Source organism: Salinibacterium sp. SWN1162 (assembly GCF_015864675.1).
Classification (GTDB): domain Bacteria; phylum Actinomycetota; class Actinomycetes; order Actinomycetales; family Microbacteriaceae; genus Rhodoglobus.
Genome location: NZ_JADYWT010000001.1, coordinates 1,973,282 through 1,991,581 on the forward strand (window position 1 = coordinate 1,973,282; position 18,300 = coordinate 1,991,581).

Consider the following 18,300-nt stretch of genomic DNA (forward strand, 5'->3'; position numbering starts at 1 on the left):
AGGGGTGAAGCCTCCCACCTTGTGTGGAGAATACTCTCAGCCTGTGGGGTGCTTGCCGCACTACGCCAGCGCTGGCGAGCACTCCACGCCACCACACTCCCCCCGACGATGAGGACCTCACCCATGAGCGCATCAGACAAAATCGAAAACGCTGCCGAAGACTTCGCCGGCAAGGCCAAAGAGGCCGTAGGCAAGGCCACCGACAACGAGAAGCTTGAGGCCGAAGGCCACGCTGACCAGACGAAAGCGAGCCTGAAGCAGGCTGGCGAGAACGTCAAAGACGCGGTATCCGAGTAGCCCTTCCGCTACTGCCGCATCACCCTCTTACCCTTATTGAAAGGCACCACTTCATGAACACTCTTCTCATCATCATCGCCGTCATCGCCGTTGCACTGCTCCTCACCGGAGGACTCGTGCAGTCGCTCAACTTCCTCCTCTGGGTGGGAATCGTGCTGGCCGTTATCGCCGTCATCGTCTTCCTCGCTCGCAAGCTCACCGGCGGCAAGGTCTAACGCCAATAGCTTGCAGAGCTAGCTGAAGCGGTTCATCGCCCCTCCCCCCAGAGAACGATGCACTGAACGAGGTGCGCGCAACCCCTTGGTTGTGCGCACCTCATCTTTTAACCGGCACGACCCTAAGGATCCCGAATGTGCACACACGCTAGCGCCCGCTCTACCGCCACCCCACAATTGACCCCGTTGGCCGCAGAGCCCCTGTGCGAAGGCGATTCGGATGTGATCGCTCAACCATTTCCCCCGCTCTCCGCGAGCGAGCACGCAGCTCTTCACGCGACCGAGGACCCTATCGCCGAGTGGATTGAAGAACTCGCTCCTTCGACCGAGCTTTAGCTAAGCGAGTTTTGTCGCGACGTACACGGTGTTGGATGACACCCCGCCGGTCAGAGCATTATCGAAGTCGACCGCATGCGCGGTTGGGTTCTCGAAGACCTGGCCTAAGCGCTCCATGAACTCGTCGTCGGCAGGGTCGTCTGACCAGAGCGCAAAGACTCCGCCGGCCGTGAGGTGAGCCCGCACACGCCGAAGGCCCTCGACGGTATAGAGGTCGGCGTGGCTCGGATCGAGTTGGTGGCGCGGCGAATGGTCGACATCCAGCAAGATCACGTCATACGGCTCGGTCGGTTCAGCACGCATCACGGCAAAGAAGTCGGCGTGGGTGAGCGTCGTGCGGCTGTCACCAGTGAGCTCCGCGGATACCGGGAGCAGGCCTCGATTGTGCCAATCGATCACAGCGGGCAGAGCATCGATCACTTCGAGTGAAGCAACGCGCGGATCCGCAAGAGCTGCCACCGCCGTGTAGCCGAGACCGAGACCGCCGTTGACAACCCGAAGCGCCTCGCCGCTGGCCACAGCAAGTCCCAGGTCGGAGAGAGCAATTTCGGCAACGGTGAACAGGCTCGACATGAGGTATTCCTCCCCCAGCTTCACCTCATACACGTCAACGTCGAGCGTGGGCTCACGCCGGCGACGAAGGTTGAGCTCGCCCATTGCGGTTTCTTGAAAATCGAGCTCTTCGAAGCGGGAAATAGCCATGGGGTGAGCCTACGTGCTTTCACACTCACCACGTATGCTGAGGAAATGACAACACTGGAGTGGGACGGCTATCTCAACGCTCGAGACCTCGGCGGTTTCCCTACCGCCCTCTCCAGCACCGGCGAGACACGATTCGGGCGCATTGCCCGCGGGCCGCGACGGGAACGCCTGACCGAAACTGGCTGGCAGGATGCCCGGGCGTGGGGCCTGGCCTCCATCGTCGATCTCCGCTGTGCTCATGAGGTAGGGCAAGGCGAGGGCGATCACGTGATAGCCGACGATGCGTTCGAGGGCATCGCGATCGTCAACTCTCCCACCGAAGATCAGAACGATCCGGAGTTTTGGGAAACCTGCGCCCCCATTCTCGACTCGCCCGAATACTGGGCTCACAACTGGCAGATGCAGCCCCAACTCGTGCGTGGTGCTCTCGATTCAATCGCCAGCTCCGCACCGGGCACGCTCGTGCACTGCAGTGCCGGCCGCGACCGTACTGGGATGATCAGCGCCCTTATGTTGGGTAACGCTGGTGTCGATCCCCACGCGGTTGGCGAAGACTACGCGACCTCTGTGCACGCGATGGCGCACATCGCCACCCACGCCCCCGGTGCCGAACCTGACGAAGCGCGATCGCCCGCTGAAGTCGACGAATGGATGATCGACAAACTCCCGATCGTTCACGACACCGCCGCGCGCGCTCACGAGATCTTTGACCTGCTCGAGGTGTCGATCGCTACCCGCGCCGCACTGCGCAGGCTCCTCATCGCTGAGTAGCCTGCGCCTGCGGTGCAACCCAGACGCTTAGCGCGTCTCAGGAACCTCTGGTCCTTCCGGCAGCACAACCGGTTCAGATTCTGCGCGATGCCGCCCGGGCTGGGGCTTCTGATGCCCCATCTCTCCGCCGATACGACCGCCGAAGGGTCGACCATGGTCGGCGTACTCTTCGCGGAAGAAGCCGATGCGCCACTGGCCCATTTCCATGAGCGCGCCGGTGCGCAGCGTGCGAGAGCCCGCTTCTTGACCAGTGAGCGGTCGCGAGCCACCGCCGACGGCGCCGAACGAACGAAGCACGTACTCGTCGTCCTCGTCGTGGCGAATCTCGGCATGAATGGAATCGAGGCCGGGCAATTGCAGATCTGCGGCCGACGACGAACCGATCGTGGTCACATCCGACCGCAGCTCGAACTCGCGCGGCATCTGCCCGTTCCAGTTTTCAGAGCCAACGACGAAGAACAAGCGTGGCCGCCCTGCTCCCGGCGCATAGTGCGTCGTCGTGACCTTGCGGCGAATCGTGCGGTCGAAGGTGGGAATGAGCGGAAACAGCGTTCCGGGAGGAAACTGCATCCGCGGGCCTGCCGGAGCAGCAGCGTTGCGCCGACGCAGCATAGGAGCGAGCGCGGCGCGGCTTCCCAACGCAATGTGAGGTGACCCCGTGAGCACTCGCTGAGCCACTGACGGCTTGATAGCGCCGATACGGGCGATCAGCCCGAGCGGCCCTGACAGCGAGACGGTGAGCCCGCGTTCCGCCAGAGCCTTCGCCACAATGCGCGCTTCCTTCACTTTGACGGAGCGCGCCTGCAGAAAGAGCTCCGGATTGCTCGAGAACACCTCGATGTCGGTGCCGCTCGCAGTGACCGTGCCCGACATCGTTTCGGTCTCGAGCGGGGTCGCGGTCAACTTCCCGTTACTCGAGGACTCAGCATCCGCATCGTCAAGAATCGGTTCGACGAGCGAGAACGCCAGATCGATGTCGAGCCTCGTTGAGGTAGTCATCGTTGGAGTACTCATCGCTACGGGGCGGTCGGTTCGGAGCCGGATCCTTCGCTGGTGGTTACCCTCAGGGTGCCGTTGAGTTTCCACGTTGCACGAGGTGCATCCTGGCCAACATCGCGGGGAACTTCGACCGTCATGTCAATGAAGCTGTAGTCAATGACGGCACTGCGGCCGGTGAGGTACGACCACATTTCCTTACCAAGATCTGTCCAGTCTTGGATGTTGTGAGCGTCGGGGCCAGTAGCACCGTCCGAGGCGGCGGGGTTAGTGAGATCAGACATGGTTTCGTCCTTTTCGCTCGCATTGAGAAATTGGACGACCATCGTGATCGGTAGCCGCCCACTGTAATGCCACGATAATCGCGTACCCCGAAGGAGGGAAGAGGTGCGGCTGAGATCACGGCATTCTCACTGGGAGAGCTGGCTTCGTCGGACGAAGTGGGGCGGATGCTCGCGCTCCCCCGATTGCGATGAGAACTGCTTCGCTGCAGACAGTGGGCGGTGCGCGCTGTCGTTATGCGGTGGACGTACCCCGCTACGTCGCGGAGCGGTTGCTCCCGCGTCCGATCAGGCCGGCGCGCACGAGCAGCATGTACAGCTGGCAGCCGAGGCAGTAGTCGAACACAGAGTTAAGGAAGGCGGCGATGAACGCGAATGCGGCAGCAACGACGAGAGCGTAGGGCACGGCGGCGAGGTGCAGCACGACGCCGATGACCGTGACGAACAGGCCGACGCCTTGCGAGAACGTCGGCGGGCGCGGGTCTTCGAGGTGACTCGGTGCGCTCAAACGCGGGCGAATCGCCGCCTTGAAGAACAGACCGTAGGGATGACGTTGGATGCCCGCGAAAGCGCCCCACGCAAACAGCGCCGTGATAGCGCTCAAGAGGAGGAACGCGGGCTGAGCGGCACGCTCGGCGAGCGAGGCCGGAAGCGACGCTGCGGTCTCAAGCCCCAGACCGATCACCGTGAGCAGCAGCACTGCGGTGATCGCAGCACCGAAACGAGGACCACGCGGGTCAATGCCAGCTTGGCCGGGCTTCGCCGCGAGGGCAGCTTTTGACGCGGAGAGCTCAGCCGCTCCGGCGGCGTTCGTGTGGGGCGTAGTCATAGGAGGTGCTCTCTGGTGCGCGCAGGGCGGCGGTTGGCGTGCGGTGGAAGGGTGCGGCGACTCGTCGTTAGACGAGCGCGGGAGCGAGCATCCGGCCCAACTCAGCACGGAGGTCGTTGATCTTGGGGGCTCCGCCGATGCGGGCGTGCAGCGAGTCGTTGCCGTCGAGGATGAACGTGGTCGGCGACTGCAACAGGTTGAAGCGGTTGGCGATCTCGGGACGCGAGGTGACATCGACCTCGACGTGAACGACTGAGCCGGTTCCGTCATCGAATTCCGCGGCGAGGGCGCTCAACTGGGTTCGAACAGTGGGGCAGATTGCGCAGGCTGCGGTCGAGAACTGGACCAAGGTGACGCGGCTGCCGAACGGGGCGACACCGTCGATCACGATGCGGTTCTCTTCGGATGCGGCGGCTGATGCCGCTGCCGTGGCGGCAGTCGAACCGTCGGTGCGCGTGCGCTTGATGCGACCGGTACGGGCACGCCACACGAGGCCGAGCACGGTGGCGAAGGCCACGAGGCCGACCAGCACAAACAGGGTTTCCACAGCGTTCACCTTTCGAGGTTATGGGGAGTTAGGGCGCTTCGGCGCTGTGTGACGCGAGGTTACTGACCTGACGCACCACAGGGACGGGAAAAGCCCCACGCGACTTGGCACTCACATAACAAGTCGAATGGGGCTTCAGATATTCCGAGGGCGCCACAATCGCGGCGCCCCCGGAAGAGAAGTGCTAGATGCTGTTGTGGTCCTTCACGGCAGCTTCCATGTCGGCCAGTCCGGGAGCCATCGCGGCGTCAACAGCGAGGGGGTTAGAAGCGTTGAGCTCCTGCATTCCACGGCCGTCGGGCGCTGAAGCGTTGATCTCGTGCTCGTTGGCGGCAAGACCGGTCATGACCTGGGCGACAACGTCGGAGACGGGGCGGCGCGTCCAGTCAGCGTTCTGGCTGCTCATCATATCGGTGTCCGTGGCGCCCGGGTAGACCGTGGCGACGTGCACGCCGGTGCCGTGCAGTTCGCGACGCATCGCTTCACCGAACGCGGCAAGACCTGACTTGGTCGCAGCGTAGACCGCATAGAACGGCATCGCGACGAGAGCGATCTCGCTCGAGATGTTCAGGAGCAGGCTTCCACCCGCTGCGCCGCTTGCACGCAGTTGCGGCAACAGTGCCTGCGTGAGCAGCACGGGCGCGGTGAGGTTGAGGTCGATCATCGCGGTGGCTTGCTCCGCGGTGGCATCTTCGAGGCGACCAGCGCGCACGTTACCGGCGTTGTTCACGAGAAGGTCGACGGTCTCCCACGACTTCACGGCGTCAGCAACGTTCTGGGCGCCATCTGCCTGACCCAAGTCTTGAACCAGGATTTCGGATGTTCCCCCTGCGTCCTTGACGAGGTCAGCGGTCTTCTGCAGTGTGGATTCGGTGCGCCCGACGAGCAGCAGGTGTGCTCCCTTCGCGGCAAATTCGAGGGCGATGGCCTGGCCGATTCCTTGGCCAGCTCCGGTGATGATTCCGCGGCGGTTAGTGAGGTCCATTGTGGGGATCCTTCCAGATGTGGGAACGGATCGCGGTGGCGACCCGGAAGCGAACTCGCGTTCTGTACCGAACGGTAACATACTGTCCTCCACGTCCGTTCGGGGTTCCACGATTAGGCGCCGCTATTCGGGCTGAGTGACGATGAATCGCTGAACCCAGCTACGACAGCCCGTTAGTAGGCGTCGACGCTCAGTGCCAGAAAAATATAGGCCGCAGGTCCGACGATGCCCGCGAAAAGAGCGAGGGCTATCGCTGCGATCGGCAGACCGATGAGGCGCCGACGAAGCGCTAGGGCGACGATGGCCACCACGAGGGCTGGCACCCCCAACGCCAAACAGATCAGCCACGCTGCCGTCGCCACGCCGAAGGCATAGATACCGTAAGCCGCGGTGTCTCCCTCAAAGGAATAAGCCATCGGATAGATCACGATAAGGGGCACTATCAGCGCAAGGGTCGCGAGAACAAGCGACGTGATCGGCAGAACCAGACCAGACTTCTTGCGCTGCGCGACGGTACTCTCTTCGATCGAAATTGACGTCATGCGCCAAAGTTAGCAGCGACTCGAACCTTGGAGAGGGCGAGTTACAGTTCGGGTCGGACGTCGCCGCGGGCAGCGGCTACTCACCGCGGCGTACGCGACCGCTTCAGCGCAAGCATTGCCGCACGGTCGAATCCGAAGGTCCGTCGAGCGATAAAGCCGCCAATGGTTGTTCCCGCCGCAAGCCCGAGGCCCGTCGCAAGCGCCATCACCATCGAAGGCAACGCTTCGGTGACACCGAATTCCGAGTCCATCAGGGCGTAAATGCCGCGGTAGAGGGCGAGACCGGGCAGCAGCGCGATGATGCCGACCATGTTGGTGGCGCCTTCGGGCACTTTCAGCCAGCGGTAGAGAAGGTAGCTCACGATGCCGGCAGCGGTTCCCGCAATCGCGGGTGCAAGCCCGGGCGAGGAAACCAGAGGCAGCACTACCCAGTAGACGGCGAACACGAGGGCGGCGCCAATCGCCATGATGGGGAGCAGGCGCATCCGCACATAGGAGGCAAGGGCGAAGCCGACGGCGATGATCGCCGAGCCGACCATGCCGGAGACAACGCTGCGACTGTCGCCGAGCGAATCCCCGACCGCCACGGGGATGCCGAGGCGCAGCGAAATGCTGAGCACGATCGAGATTCCCACGGCCAGGCCGACGGTCATCATCATCACTTCGAGGCCGCGAGCAGTGGCGGTGACGTAGTAGCCACCGATCGCGTCGCTGGCCGCAGAGGTGAGCCCCACACCGGAAAGCAGCATGATGATGCCAGAGATCACAATCACGGTGGGGCTGTTCGATCCGGGAATATCGATGCCGACCGATCGAAGCCAGAACATGAACACCGCAATGACGGTGATAACGCCCGCTGCCGCGATCTGAGCGAAGAAGGCGGGAACCGAGAGTCGTTCGAGACGTCGCGTGAGCACGTCTGAGATGGCGGCGGATGCTGCAGCCACAAGCACGAGCACGAAGCTCACGTCGAAGATCACAACGACACCTGCCGCGAGGAGCGCCTTGCCGGCGGTGACCATCCAGCGCCGGTACGGGTGGGGCGTGGTGAGAATTACGCCAAGCTTCTCGCGCGCTTCATCCACATCGCCGGGGCCGTCGGGGCCCGTGAGCTCGTCGATGAGCCAGTACACGTTCTGCAGGCGTGTGTAGTCAATGGTGCGCACTTTCACAATGCGCATGATCGACATGGGGTCTTCGTTCATCCCCCGGTGAATGGACACCGTAAGAGAGGTGAAGGTGATGTCGACGTGCATCCCGCTGACGCCGTACGCCGTGCTGAGGCGCAGCACGGTGGCGACAACGTCGGCAGCGGAGGCTCCGGTCGCAAGCATCGCTTCACCGGCACGCAGGCAGAGGTCGATTACGGAGCGCGCGTGACGCTGAGAAAGTTGCGGTTCGTGCCCGGGCACAGAGAGCAGCTGGGTGGGCGCATTATTGGTGCGCAGGGCTCCCCCGGCCATCGCGACGAGAGATCGCCCCAGTCGTTGTCGATATGCCCGCATGCGGGAGTCTTTGCCCTTACTCACCACTCAAGGGTAGGGGCTGTGGGCTGGTGTTTCCCCCACGCTGCGGCCCCCAGTTGTGGCCGTTTACACTAGACCGACTGTCCTACGCCGAGCCAGCGAATTTCGAGCAGAAAAAGAGCACGCAATGACCCGAGTACACCCCGTCATTCGCACCGTCGGCGACGCCTTGCGCGGCATGCTGATCGGCTTCGCTGAGATCGTCCCCGGCGTCAGTGGCGGCACCATTGCACTGCTCGTCGGCGTCTACGATTCGCTCATTGACGGAGCCGGGCATCTTGCTCGCGGTGTGGCGCTCACGATTGCTGACGGCATCCGGGGTCGCGGCCTCTCTCGCGCTGCCGCCCACTTTAGTTCGGTGCGCTGGAATGTCGTTCTGCCCATCGGTATCGGGATGCTGCTCGCCATCGTTCTGGGCGCCGCCCTCCTTGCGCCGCTCATCGAGCAGTTCCCCACCGGAACCCGAGCGGTCTCCGCCGGCCTCATCGCGGCGTCGCTCATCGTGCCGGCACGCATGGTCGGAGGGCGTTGGACGTTCCGCGAAATCCTCATCGGCCTCCTCGCTGCCAGCGTTGCCGTCGCCCTCACGAGCTTGCCGAAAGCGGCGGATGCCGACCCAGCGCTGATCATCGTCTCTCTCGCAGCCGCGCTAGCGGTCTGCGCTCTCGTGCTGCCCGGAGTCTCCGGCTCCTACCTGCTGCTGATCCTCGGCATGTACGCCCCGACCCTCGCTGCGGTCAACGACCGCAACCTCGGCTACCTCGGAGCCTTCGCGATCGGCGCCATCATCGGCCTCGGCCTCTTCGTCTCCGCCCTGCAATGGCTGCTCAAAAACCGCCGCCGCGTCACCCTCGTCATCATGACCGGCCTCATGCTCGGCTCGCTGCGCGCCCTCTGGCCCTGGCAAACCGAATCAGGCGAGGTCTTGGCTCCTGAAGCCGACTTTGGAATCGTGTTGCTGCTCATCGCTCTCGGTGCAGTGGTTGTGCTGGGCATTTTGGCCGCAGAAGCTGCGCTTGTGAAGCGCCGGATGCTGTCGCCGGAGGTATTGGCCGATCCTGAGCCGCGCGACGCCTAGCGCACCAGTTCGCAGCTACTCACCAACATTGGCAAGGTTGTGAGCGATACCGTCGAGAAGCTGCGGGCGGGGGTGACGGTAGCCAATTCTGGCGTCAGTGTCCGAAAAAGGCCCCCACAAACAATCCGGTCAACACGACTGCCGCTAGAATCTGGAAGCCGGCCAACGTCAGACCGATTCGGCCAAGCACTCGATCTGCCTTTGCTCTACGCAAGGCACACACGCCGGAAATGACTGCGCCGATTAGTAGCGCGAGGGCCACAAGGTTAAACGGAAAACCGATGAGTAGGACGACCAGAACCCACGCCCCTGACTCGGGCCCACCGGCGATGGATCCCACGATCACCCAAGCAGGCGTGATTGAGCCGGCGACCAAAGACACAACGCCCACGAACGGTACTGCCTTCGTTGACAGAGTGGAACGATTCTCAGTTGCGCTACCGTCGTCCATGATCGAGGATTCCCCTGTTTCACAAGCATCTCAACGTAGCCAACCAGTGGCCCGCTGGTTGTCCCACCGTAGCTGAGACAGGAGGATGCGCGTAAGATTTTCAGGGAAAGGTCGGCCGTAGATTGCTAATCATCTTCCAGTTCGGAGCGCCAGCGAGGGACACTCGCGCCACCAGAAGGTAAGGCTCAGCCATCTGGCATAAACTAAGCCTCTTGATTACTGAGCCCGCGGGGCTCGCTCGACGGAGGTTCCGTGGCCGGAAATGCCAATACTCGCTTTGCCAACGTTTCACTGCTGTCTGTGGCGAGTACCTTACCTAGCCGTGTAACAACATCCGGCGACCTTGAAACGCGCCTCGCGCCGGCGTTCGAACGCCTTGCGTTGCCCAGCAGACTCCTGCAACGAGTGGCCGGTGTGCTCGAGCGTCGCAATTGGGCTGACGGCGAAACATCCGACGATGCCACCGTCTCGGCAGGTCAACGTGCTCTCGCTGAAGCGGGCGTGGATGCCTCCGAAGTCGGACTCCTTATTAACACGTCCGTGAGCCGCAAGCACCTCGAGCCGTCGGTTGCCGTGCGCTTGCACCACGGGCTTGGGCTGCCCAGCTCCGCCATCAACTTCGATGTCGCCAACGCCTGCCTCGGCTTCGTCAGCGGTATGAACCTTGCCGCGAACATGATCGAATCGGGCCAGATTCGGTACGCGATCATCGTCAATGGCGAAGACGCCGATGACATCCAGACCAACACCATCGACCGCCTGCTCAAGCAAGACGGCGACCGTGAGGGCTTCATGAGCGAGTTCGCTTCCCTCACGCTCGGTTCTGGTGCTGCGGCTGCGGTGCTCGGCCGCACCGACGAACATCCGGCCGGTCATCCGATTCTCGGCGGCGTCACCCGCGCAGCAACCCAGTTTCACGAACTCTGCGTCGGCAGCGTCGACGGCATGTTCACCGACGCGAAAGCCCTCCTTAAGGGCGGCCTCGACCTCGTTGTCTCGGCGTGGAAAGAAGCATCCACCGAATGGGACTGGTCGAAGATGGACATGTACGTCACCCACCAGGTGTCGTCCGTGCACACCAACGCCATCGTCAAAGCCGCAAAACTCGACCGCGACCGCGTGCCCACCACCTTCCCCCTCTATGGCAACGTCGGCCCCGCCTCGATCCCCATCACCCTCGATGAAGCCCAAGGCACCCTCAAAAAGGGCGACCGCGTGCTGCTCATGGGCGTCGGCTCCGGCCTCAACACCGCAATGATGGAGCTCGCATGGTAACTGCGCCCGCCGCCACCCCACCGCTCGACCTCCCGGGGCTCGACCCGCGCTTCAGCCACATCACCGCCGTTCCCGGCAGCGGGGCGGATGCTGGGCTCACCCGTGACTGGCACTACCTCGACACCGGCGCCGAGCTCGCTCGCCTCGGCGTGCCCGTCATCGGCACCATCCTTGCCGTGCACGGCAACCCGACCTGGTCGTACTACTGGCGCGACCTGCTGTCGCAGTCGCTTGAAGCTGCCGAAGCGGGAGCGCCCGCGTGGCGCATCATCGCCGTCGACCAACTCGACATGGGCTTCTCAGAGCGCACCGGCATCCACCGCCCGCTCGCCCAACGGGTCAGCGACCTCTCGGCCTTTACCGACACTCTCGACCTCACCGGGCCCGTCATCTCGCTCGGCCACGACTGGGGCGGCGTCGTCTCCCTCGGCTGGGCCGTCGACCACCCGGCGCAACTCACCGGCGTCATGCTGCTCAACACCGCCGTGCATCACGAAGCCGGCAAGCCGATCCCCGCACCGTTGCGGCTGGCCCGGGCGCGCGGGATGCTCGCCTCCTCCACCGTGCGCACCCCCGCGTTCCTCGAAACCACCTTGGCGCTCACCACTGACCCGCTCGACGCCGCCGTGAAGGATGCTTACCGCGCGCCGTATCGCACCGCCGATCGCCGCGGAGGCATCGGTGGCTTCGTTGCCGACATCCCCGCCGACGCCAGCCACGAAAGCTTCCCCGAACTCGAACGCATCGCTGCCGGAGTCGCCGCCCTCGACCTGCCGACGCTCATGCTGTGGGGCCCACGCGACCCCATCTTCAGCGACTACTACCTCGACGACCTCATCGAGCGCCTCCCCCACGCCAACGTGCACCGCTTCGAAGGCGCCGGCCACATGCTCGCCGAAGATGCGCCCTACGCCGCATCGGTGCTGACTTGGCTGGGCGACAATGCTGCCAGTATTACCGATCCTGGTTCGTCGGCGCTGTCGCCTCGCGAGGCGTTCGCTGCCGCGGTCGACACCGACGCGGATGCCGCATCCTTCGTCCCGCTCTGGCACAACCTCGACGCCCGCCGTGACGACACCGCGACCGCCGTGATCGACATGTCGACTCGCGGAAGCCGCGGCCCGCAACAGGTCAGCTGGAAGCAACTCGCCGACCGCGTCAGCGAAATCGCCGCCGGCCTCACCGCCATCGGCGTTCGCAAAGGCCAGCGGGTCTCCCTGCTGGTCCCACCCGGGCCGACCCTCACCGCCGTCGTCTACGCCTGCCTGCGCATCGGCGCCATCATCGTTGTCGCGGATGCCGGCCTCGGCGTCAAGGGACTCACCCGTGCTGTGCGCGGATCCTGGCCCGACTACGTCATCGGCGAAGCCCCCGGCCTCGCCGCCGCCCGCACGCTCGGCTGGCCCGGAGTGCGCATCTCCACCGCGCGCCTTCCCAAGGTTTCCGCCGCCGCGCTCGGAGTCTCGTACAGCCTGCGTGACCTCATCACGCTCGGCGCGAGCACGCCCATCCCGGCACCGCCACGCGCCGAAGACGACGCCGCGATTCTCTTCACCTCGGGCTCGACCGGCCCCGCCAAGGGCGTCGTCTACCGTCACGGCCAACTCTCCGCCCTGCGCGATGTGCTCGCACAACACTTCGAGGTGACCGCCGACACCGGCCTCGTGACAGGATTCGCACCCTTCGCCCTGCTCGGTCCGGCCCTCGGCACGCGATCCGTGACGCCCGAGATGGATGTCTCGGCTCCCCGCACGCTTACCGCCCACGCTGTCGCGGCCGCGGTGGAGGCATCCGGCGCCAGCATGGTGTTCCTCTCCCCGGCCGCAATTCTCAACGTCGTCGCGACCGCCGGAGATCTCACCGCTGACGATCGCACGGAGCTCGAACGCGTGCGTACCTTCCTCTCCACCGGTGCGCCCATCAGCGCGGAACTACTCACCGCCGCCGGCACCGTCATGCCCAACGCGATCGCGCACTCGCCCTACGGCATGACCGAGTGCCTGCTCGTGACCGACCTCACCCTCGACGGCATCCGCGCCGCCGCCGGCGATGCCAACACAGGAGTCTGCGTCGGAACGCCGATCGGCGATAACCTCGTGCGCATCAGCGCCCTCGACTCCGACGGTGTCGCCACTGGCGCCCCCAGCACGGAGCCCGGAGTTCTCGGCGAAATCATCATCTCGGCACCGCACCTCAAGGATCACTACGACCGACTGTGGCTGACCGATCGTGCCGCTGTTCGGGAGACCGGGATCGGGGCGGAGACTGCGACTCCGGATGCTGGCGACGCAAGCGACGCAACGAACGCTGCGGCAAACCAGCCTACACGCTGGCACCGCACCGGCGACGTCGGACACCTCGACGAACACGGACGCCTCTGGGTCGAAGGTCGACTCCCGCACGTCATCGTGAGCTCCACCGGGCCGATCGCTCCCGTCGGCGCGGAACAAGACGTTGAAGGCGTCGCGGCCGTTCGCCGTGCCGCTGTCGTCGGCGTTGGTCCGCACGGATTACGCCAAGCCGTCGCGGTTGTCGAGACGATTCCGACGGCCAAGCGCCCCGGACTCGCGAGCCCCGAGCTAACCGCCGCCGTGCGCGCGAGCACCATGCTTCCTCTGGTTGCTGTGCTCGTCGTTCCGCAGCTGCCGACCGACATCCGCCACAACTCCAAGATCGACCGCTCGCGGCTTTCCGAGTGGGCCGAACGTCTGCTCGCGGGTGGAAAGCCGACCGCACCATGATCGTGCTGGTGACCGGAGCATCCGGCTTCCTCGGTCGCGCCGTCGCCGCCGAACTGGTCGCGGCGGGCCATGAGGTTCGCACGCTGCAGCGCCGCCCATCCGACGTGGATGGCGTCACCGACTTTCTCGGCTCGATCAATGACCCTGAGCACGTTGCACGCGCGGCTGACGGCGCGGAAGGCGTGATCCATCTCGCCGCCAAAGTCTCGCTGGCTGGCGACCCCGGTGCCTTCCAGATCGTCAACGTCGAGGGCACTCGCACGGTTCTCAACGCTGCCGAAAATGCCGGATTAACCCGTTTCGTCCAGGTGTCATCACCCTCGGTCGCGCACGCTGGCTCTGCCTTGGCGGGGGTCGGCGCCGAACCCGCCTCGCCCGAAAATGCCCGCGGCGACTACGCCCGCACCAAGGCCGAGGCCGAACTGCTGGCACTCGCCCGCGACTCCGACGCCATGAGCGTGATCGCCATCCGCCCGCACATCGTCTGGGGTCCCGGCGACACCCAGCTCATCGGCCGCATCGTCGACCGCGCGCGCAGCGGCCGACTCCCCCTGCTCAACGGCGGCACCGCCCTCATCGATACGACCTACGTCGACAACGCGGCATCCGGAATCGTCGCTGCACTGCACCACGCCGACACCGCCCACGGCAAGGCCTACGTGCTGACTAACGGCGAACCGCGCCCCGTCGGCGACATCCTCGCCGCCATCTGCCTCGCCGCCGGTGTTCAGCCGCCGCGCTGGAGCATCCCGTCAGCCCTCGCGCGCACCGCGGGCTCTGCCGTCGAGCGGGTCTGGGCTGTGCGCCCCGGCGCCGATGAGCCACCCATGACACGCTTCCTCGCCGAACAGCTTTCGACCGCGCACTGGTTCGATCAGCGCGATATCCGCGAGGCTCTGGATTGGGCTCCCGCAGTCAGTATCGATGAGGGACTGCGCAGGCTCGCGGCACACTACGCGGAAGCTGCCGGGCCGGTCGCCTGAAGCGCTCGGCGGATGAGCCCACCGACGAAACCGGCTAACGAGATCGACCCAACGGACGCGCTCGGCTAACCTCCCAGCAACCCGGCATATCGTCGAAGGATGGGAAGATTTTCTGACTCCTGGCGCTCACACCTCCTGACGACGTTCTCCGGCGAAAGCTCGGGGCGACCGGCGTGGGTTGCGCGCATCGAGCAGGGTGACGACGCCGGATTCTTCGGCCCCGATTCTGCTGCCTGGGTGGTGCACGGCGGCATGGGCACCCTCGTCGCCGGCATCCGGGCGCTGCTTATGCAAACACTGCACCCCGGAGCGATGGCGGGCGTTCACGATTGGTCGCGGTACAAAGAGGATCCGCTGGGGCGACTCTCCGGCACGATCCAGTGGCTCATCACGGTCACTTTCGCCAGCACTGAACAGTCGAAGCTCGAGTCCGCCCGAGTCGGCAAATATCACACCCGAGTCGCGGGCACGTATCTGGATGTCGACGGCGTCGAGCGCCCGTACACCGCCGGCGACCAGGAGTTGCTGTCGTGGGTGCACGCCGTTTTCACCGACGCGTTCCTCGGCAGCCACGAGCTGTGGGGAAAGCCCATCCCCGGCGGGGCCGACCAGTACGTGAGCGAGTGGGCAACCGCGGGTGAGCTGGTGGGAGTAGAGCAACCACCGCGATCCCGCGCTGAGTTGAAAGCTCAGATCGATGGATTCCGCCCCGTGCTCAAGAGCGACGAGCGCGTTCTCGAAGCGGTGCGCTTCATTCGCAATCCCCCGCTTCGCCGCTCGATGATGCCCGCTTACCGAGTGCTGTTCGCAGGAGCCGTCGCTTCGTTGCCCGAGGAACACCGCAAACTGCTCGGTCTTCGCCGATCACCGCTGCCCGTGATTTGGGCGACCGGCTTCGTATTGCGCGCCGTCGGCAAAATTCTCGGCACCTCATCCTCGAGCGAAGATGCCGCCCGCGTGCGGCTGGCTCGCCTCGAGCGTGAGCGGGATTCGGTCTGACTCACACGGCGCACACATCGCTTGGCGCCGCAGGCGGGGTACGCTCAGGGAACGAGCCACTCGGCTCACAGGAGGATAACGTCATGGCCGATAAATCACCCAAGAAATCCAGCGGCAAGACTGTAGCGAGCAAGTCTCTCAAGGAGAAGCGTGCCGACAAGAAAGACAAGGCCGCCAGCAAGCGCAAAGACTAGAGCTTCGATTATCGGCGCGGGGAATTCTTAGACCATTGCTCAGGCGATATTCCCCGTGCCTACCGAGGTCATAAACCGACTTCACAACTCTCGGCGCGCACGATCGTGCAGCAAAGCCGGTAGCGAGCCGAAGAACGAAAAAGCGGCACGTCGCCGGCTTAGCCGGCGACGCACCGCCCTCTCCTCAAGCCGCCGATAGCCCCGAAGGGCGTCAGCTCACTCGGCTAGCTGTTTGCCGTGCGCGGGGCCCCGATCCCGGGATTGATTTGATGCAGTCCGCCCTTCGACGGCGTGACATCAAAGTCAAACATCGCGGTGGGCAGGTACACGGTGGCGCAGGAGTTGGGGATATCCACAACTCCAGACAGTCGACCTTCGATGGGAGCGGATCCGAGCAGGAGGTACGCCTGCTCGGGGCTGTACCCGAACTTCGTCAGGTAGTCGATCGCGTGCAAGCACGCGCGCTGGTACGAGAGATCGGAGTCGAGGTACTTCTGCTCGCCATCCAATGTCACCGAGGTACCGCTGAAAGCAAGCCACTCGCTGTACTGCGGACCTTCGATTCCTGGTTGGAAGATGGCGTTCTCCGACACCCCATATTTCTCCATGCCGCCCTTGATGATGTCGACCTTGAGTTCGACGAATCCGCCCATCTCGATGCCACCGCAGAACGTGATTTCACCATCACCTTGGCTGAAGTGCAGGTCACCGAACGAGAGATTCGCCCCCTTCACGAAGACCGGATAGAAAACGCGCGTGCCCTTGGTGAAGTTCTTGATGTCCTGGTTTCCACCATTCTCGCGCGGAGGAGCGGTACGAGCGCCTTCATTGCTCACTCGATCAAACTCGGCTCCGGTGAGCGAACCGAGAATTGCCGAGCGCGGTTCCGGGGGAAGCGCGAGCGGTGGTACCCGGTGCGGATCAGTGGCGATGAGTGCAGCCTCGCGAGAGTTCCACGTCGACAACAGCTTGCTGGAGGGCGCGACTCCCATCAGCCCGGGATGAGTGATGCCGCGGTAGCGCACTTCGGGCACGTGGCGAGAAGTAGCGTAGCCGCCTTCGAAATCCCAGATGGCTTTGTAGGCGTCAGGAAACTGATCGACGAGGAAGCTGCCACCGTTGTTCTTCGTGAAGACGCCCGTGTAGCCCCAGCCCTGGCCAGCAAGAGGGCCGGTCTCGTTGGGGATAGAACCGATATCGAGGATGTCGACAATGAGCAGGTCGCCGGGTTCGGCGCCTTCAATGGCGAACGGTCCGCTCAATACGTGGACGCTCTCTAGCGGTGCATTGGCGATGTCATCGGCTGAGTCATCATTGACGATTGCCCCGTCGAACCATTCACGGCAGTCAGCTCGAAACACCTGACCCGGTTTGACCGTGACGGCCGCCGGGATGTCGCCATGCCATCGATTGTGGCCCACCAGTTTCTGGTCGGTAAAGGATTTTTCGGAATCTAAGGGAAACAGATTCTCAGACATTTTTTTCCTTTCAAAGATGAAGCAAATACTTGTGAGTCTCGTGAAAACGGCACTCGCCTCGGAATGACCGGCGGTGAATGCTTAGGCGTTCGAGTGGGCCACCTCCTCTGCCGGGGCGGGCTGTCGGCTTCGCATGATGGCCATCGCGACGATGAAAACAACAGCGAGAACTATGGCGACGATCGCGCCGTTGAGTGTCTGCCAGATTCCCGTGAGCAGAAGGAAGGCAGGAATCGCGCCGGTGATCCACCCCTGCACCGCGGCAACCGCACCGGTGATCCAGGTGAGCGACGTCATCCCCTTGCCAAGCACCAGATAGAAAAGGAACCACAAGACAGCCCATTCGAGCCAGATGACAAAGAACGCGTAGTCCCCAAACCAAACAAGATTCGCGACGGCATACGCAACGGCCATGATCGCGACGAAGAGAGAAAAATAGCCGAGCCCCGTCGGGTCATGGCCCCAGGTGTTCCCCATTGCCACGTAGAGATAGGTGAAGCCGAACAGGTAGAGACCACTCGCGGAAAAAATCACTGCTGCGTCTCCCCCGGCGGTGAAGATCAGGTAGGTGGGGGTGAGAACTTGCAAGAACCCGACAAACCAGTTGATTGGTGTAGCCCCGGTGCCTTTCACGATGCCCATCAGCGCGAGCCCATTGAGGAATAGCACCGCACCTACATATAGCAAACCGACAGCACTCATCTGGATCTCGCTTCCTGTATTTTTTTCTCTAGGCGCGCGGTAGTTTCTGCGCTCGAGGATCGTAGGTAACCCGTTGAGGCCTACGAGAACCCGATGGTGGCGCGCCGACGACTCGCGGCGCATCCGCCGTCGCGTTGGTCGCGTCAAGAAGCCGTCTTGCTCCGGAATCCCCCAGATTGAGGAGAGGGGAGCTAAAGACTCGAGGTGCATCGCTGGAACAGGCTGGGCACGAGGCCACCTGGGGAATGTCACCCATCGGAGCACGCTTATCGAAATGCCCGTGTTCGGCGCAAGAAAATTCGTAGGCTGGAATAGCACTCACCCCTCTTACGGGTAGACAACTTTGTATATATCGAGACGCTAGCAAGCATC

General features: G+C 63.7%; 21 protein-coding genes. 9 read left to right on the forward strand and 12 right to left on the reverse strand.

Going from position 1 to position 18,300, the window contains the following annotated elements; translation table 11 throughout:
• Positions 1 to 123 precede the first annotated feature (123 nt).
• From I6E58_RS09345 to I6E58_RS09355, 3 genes are all read left to right on the forward strand, one after another.
• A complete protein-coding gene (locus I6E58_RS09345) occupies positions 124 to 297 on the forward strand; it encodes a CsbD family protein (RefSeq protein WP_197132558.1) in 174 nt (57 codons plus the stop codon).
• A 53-nt stretch (positions 298 to 350) separates the two neighbouring features.
• Positions 351 to 512 carry a DUF2207 domain-containing protein gene (locus I6E58_RS09350; RefSeq protein WP_145963168.1) on the forward strand — a complete coding sequence of 54 codons (162 nt, stop codon included), beginning with the start codon at positions 351 to 353 and terminating at the stop codon, positions 510 to 512.
• A 135-nt stretch (positions 513 to 647) separates the two neighbouring features.
• Positions 648 to 848, forward strand: a complete 201-nt coding sequence (locus I6E58_RS09355; RefSeq protein WP_197132561.1) for a hypothetical protein — start codon at positions 648 to 650, stop codon at positions 846 to 848.
• On the opposite strand, the gene I6E58_RS09360 is transcribed toward I6E58_RS09355, so the two are convergent.
• Entirely contained in the window at positions 849 to 1,550 is a 702-nt protein-coding gene (locus I6E58_RS09360) for a spermidine synthase (RefSeq protein WP_197132564.1), read from the reverse strand.
• Positions 1,551 to 1,595: 45 nt separating this feature from the next.
• Here I6E58_RS09360 and I6E58_RS09365 point away from each other — a divergent pair, with 45 nt between their 5' ends.
• Positions 1,596 to 2,321 (forward strand): tyrosine-protein phosphatase, encoded by a 726-nt coding sequence (locus I6E58_RS09365; RefSeq protein WP_197132566.1) that lies wholly within the window; start codon positions 1,596 to 1,598, stop codon positions 2,319 to 2,321.
• 27 nt (positions 2,322 to 2,348) lie between these two features.
• On the opposite strand, the gene I6E58_RS09370 is transcribed toward I6E58_RS09365, so the two are convergent.
• The 7 genes from I6E58_RS09370 to I6E58_RS09400 form a co-directional block, all read right to left on the reverse strand.
• The gene (locus I6E58_RS09370; protein WP_197132569.1) at positions 2,349 to 3,320 is read right to left on the reverse strand and encodes an FHA domain-containing protein; all 972 of its coding nucleotides are present in this window, start codon (positions 3,318 to 3,320) and stop codon (positions 2,349 to 2,351) included.
• 17 nt (positions 3,321 to 3,337) lie between these two features.
• Positions 3,338 to 3,601: a hypothetical protein gene (locus I6E58_RS09375; protein WP_129071247.1), complete on the reverse strand. Its 264-nt coding sequence runs from the start codon at positions 3,599 to 3,601 to the stop codon at positions 3,338 to 3,340.
• Positions 3,602 to 3,854: 253 nt separating this feature from the next.
• The gene (locus I6E58_RS09380) at positions 3,855 to 4,427 is read right to left on the reverse strand and encodes a DUF4395 domain-containing protein (RefSeq protein WP_197132572.1); all 573 of its coding nucleotides are present in this window, start codon (positions 4,425 to 4,427) and stop codon (positions 3,855 to 3,857) included.
• Between the two features lie 67 nt (positions 4,428 to 4,494).
• The gene (locus tag I6E58_RS09385; protein WP_197132574.1) at positions 4,495 to 4,974 is read right to left on the reverse strand and encodes a thioredoxin domain-containing protein; all 480 of its coding nucleotides are present in this window, start codon (positions 4,972 to 4,974) and stop codon (positions 4,495 to 4,497) included.
• Positions 4,975 to 5,158: 184 nt separating this feature from the next.
• Positions 5,159 to 5,959 carry an SDR family oxidoreductase gene (locus tag I6E58_RS09390; protein ID WP_197132577.1) on the reverse strand — a complete coding sequence of 267 codons (801 nt, stop codon included), beginning with the start codon at positions 5,957 to 5,959 and terminating at the stop codon, positions 5,159 to 5,161.
• Positions 5,960 to 6,132: 173 nt separating this feature from the next.
• Positions 6,133 to 6,501 carry a hypothetical protein gene (locus I6E58_RS09395; protein ID WP_197132580.1) on the reverse strand — a complete coding sequence of 123 codons (369 nt, stop codon included), beginning with the start codon at positions 6,499 to 6,501 and terminating at the stop codon, positions 6,133 to 6,135.
• Between the two features lie 80 nt (positions 6,502 to 6,581).
• A complete protein-coding gene (locus I6E58_RS09400) occupies positions 6,582 to 8,030 on the reverse strand; it encodes a threonine/serine exporter family protein (protein ID WP_307842066.1) in 1,449 nt (482 codons plus the stop codon).
• A gap of 124 nt (positions 8,031 to 8,154) precedes the next feature.
• Between I6E58_RS09400 and I6E58_RS09405 the strand changes: the two genes are divergently transcribed.
• Positions 8,155 to 9,105 carry a DUF368 domain-containing protein gene (locus I6E58_RS09405; protein ID WP_197132583.1) on the forward strand — a complete coding sequence of 317 codons (951 nt, stop codon included), beginning with the start codon at positions 8,155 to 8,157 and terminating at the stop codon, positions 9,103 to 9,105.
• 94 nt (positions 9,106 to 9,199) lie between these two features.
• Here I6E58_RS09405 and I6E58_RS09410 read toward each other — a convergent pair whose 3' ends face one another.
• Entirely contained in the window at positions 9,200 to 9,556 is a 357-nt protein-coding gene (locus I6E58_RS09410; protein ID WP_197132587.1) for a hypothetical protein, read from the reverse strand.
• A gap of 252 nt (positions 9,557 to 9,808) precedes the next feature.
• On the opposite strand from I6E58_RS09410, the gene I6E58_RS09415 reads away from it, so the two are divergent.
• From I6E58_RS09415 to I6E58_RS09430, 4 genes are all read left to right on the forward strand, one after another.
• Positions 9,809 to 10,831 carry a 3-oxoacyl-ACP synthase III gene (locus tag I6E58_RS09415; protein WP_197132590.1) on the forward strand — a complete coding sequence of 341 codons (1,023 nt, stop codon included), beginning with the start codon at positions 9,809 to 9,811 and terminating at the stop codon, positions 10,829 to 10,831.
• Positions 10,825 to 13,572, forward strand: coding sequence for an alpha/beta fold hydrolase (locus I6E58_RS09420; RefSeq protein WP_197132593.1), 2,748 nt, complete (start codon positions 10,825 to 10,827; stop codon positions 13,570 to 13,572). Before I6E58_RS09415 ends, I6E58_RS09420 begins: the two co-directional genes overlap by 7 nt.
• Positions 13,569 to 14,555: an NAD(P)-dependent oxidoreductase gene (locus I6E58_RS09425; RefSeq protein WP_197133010.1), complete on the forward strand. Its 987-nt coding sequence runs from the start codon at positions 13,569 to 13,571 to the stop codon at positions 14,553 to 14,555. Before I6E58_RS09420 ends, I6E58_RS09425 begins: the two co-directional genes overlap by 4 nt.
• 99 nt (positions 14,556 to 14,654) lie before the next feature.
• Positions 14,655 to 15,554, forward strand: a complete 900-nt coding sequence (locus I6E58_RS09430) for an oxygenase MpaB family protein (protein WP_197132596.1) — start codon at positions 14,655 to 14,657, stop codon at positions 15,552 to 15,554.
• Positions 15,555 to 15,972: 418 nt separating this feature from the next.
• Here I6E58_RS09430 and fmdA read toward each other — a convergent pair whose 3' ends face one another.
• The 3 genes from fmdA to I6E58_RS14515 all read right to left on the reverse strand — a co-directional run bounded on the left by fmdA (position 15,973) and on the right by I6E58_RS14515 (position 18,250).
• A complete protein-coding gene (fmdA, locus tag I6E58_RS09435) occupies positions 15,973 to 17,226 on the reverse strand; it encodes a formamidase (protein ID WP_197132599.1) in 1,254 nt (417 codons plus the stop codon).
• Between the two features lie 81 nt (positions 17,227 to 17,307).
• The gene (locus I6E58_RS09440) at positions 17,308 to 17,928 is read right to left on the reverse strand and encodes an AmiS/UreI family transporter (protein ID WP_197132602.1); all 621 of its coding nucleotides are present in this window, start codon (positions 17,926 to 17,928) and stop codon (positions 17,308 to 17,310) included.
• Positions 17,929 to 17,956: 28 nt separating this feature from the next.
• Positions 17,957 to 18,250 (reverse strand): zinc ribbon domain-containing protein, encoded by a 294-nt coding sequence (locus I6E58_RS14515; protein WP_197132605.1) that lies wholly within the window; start codon positions 18,248 to 18,250, stop codon positions 17,957 to 17,959.
• Between the last annotated feature and the right edge of the window lie 50 nt (positions 18,251 to 18,300).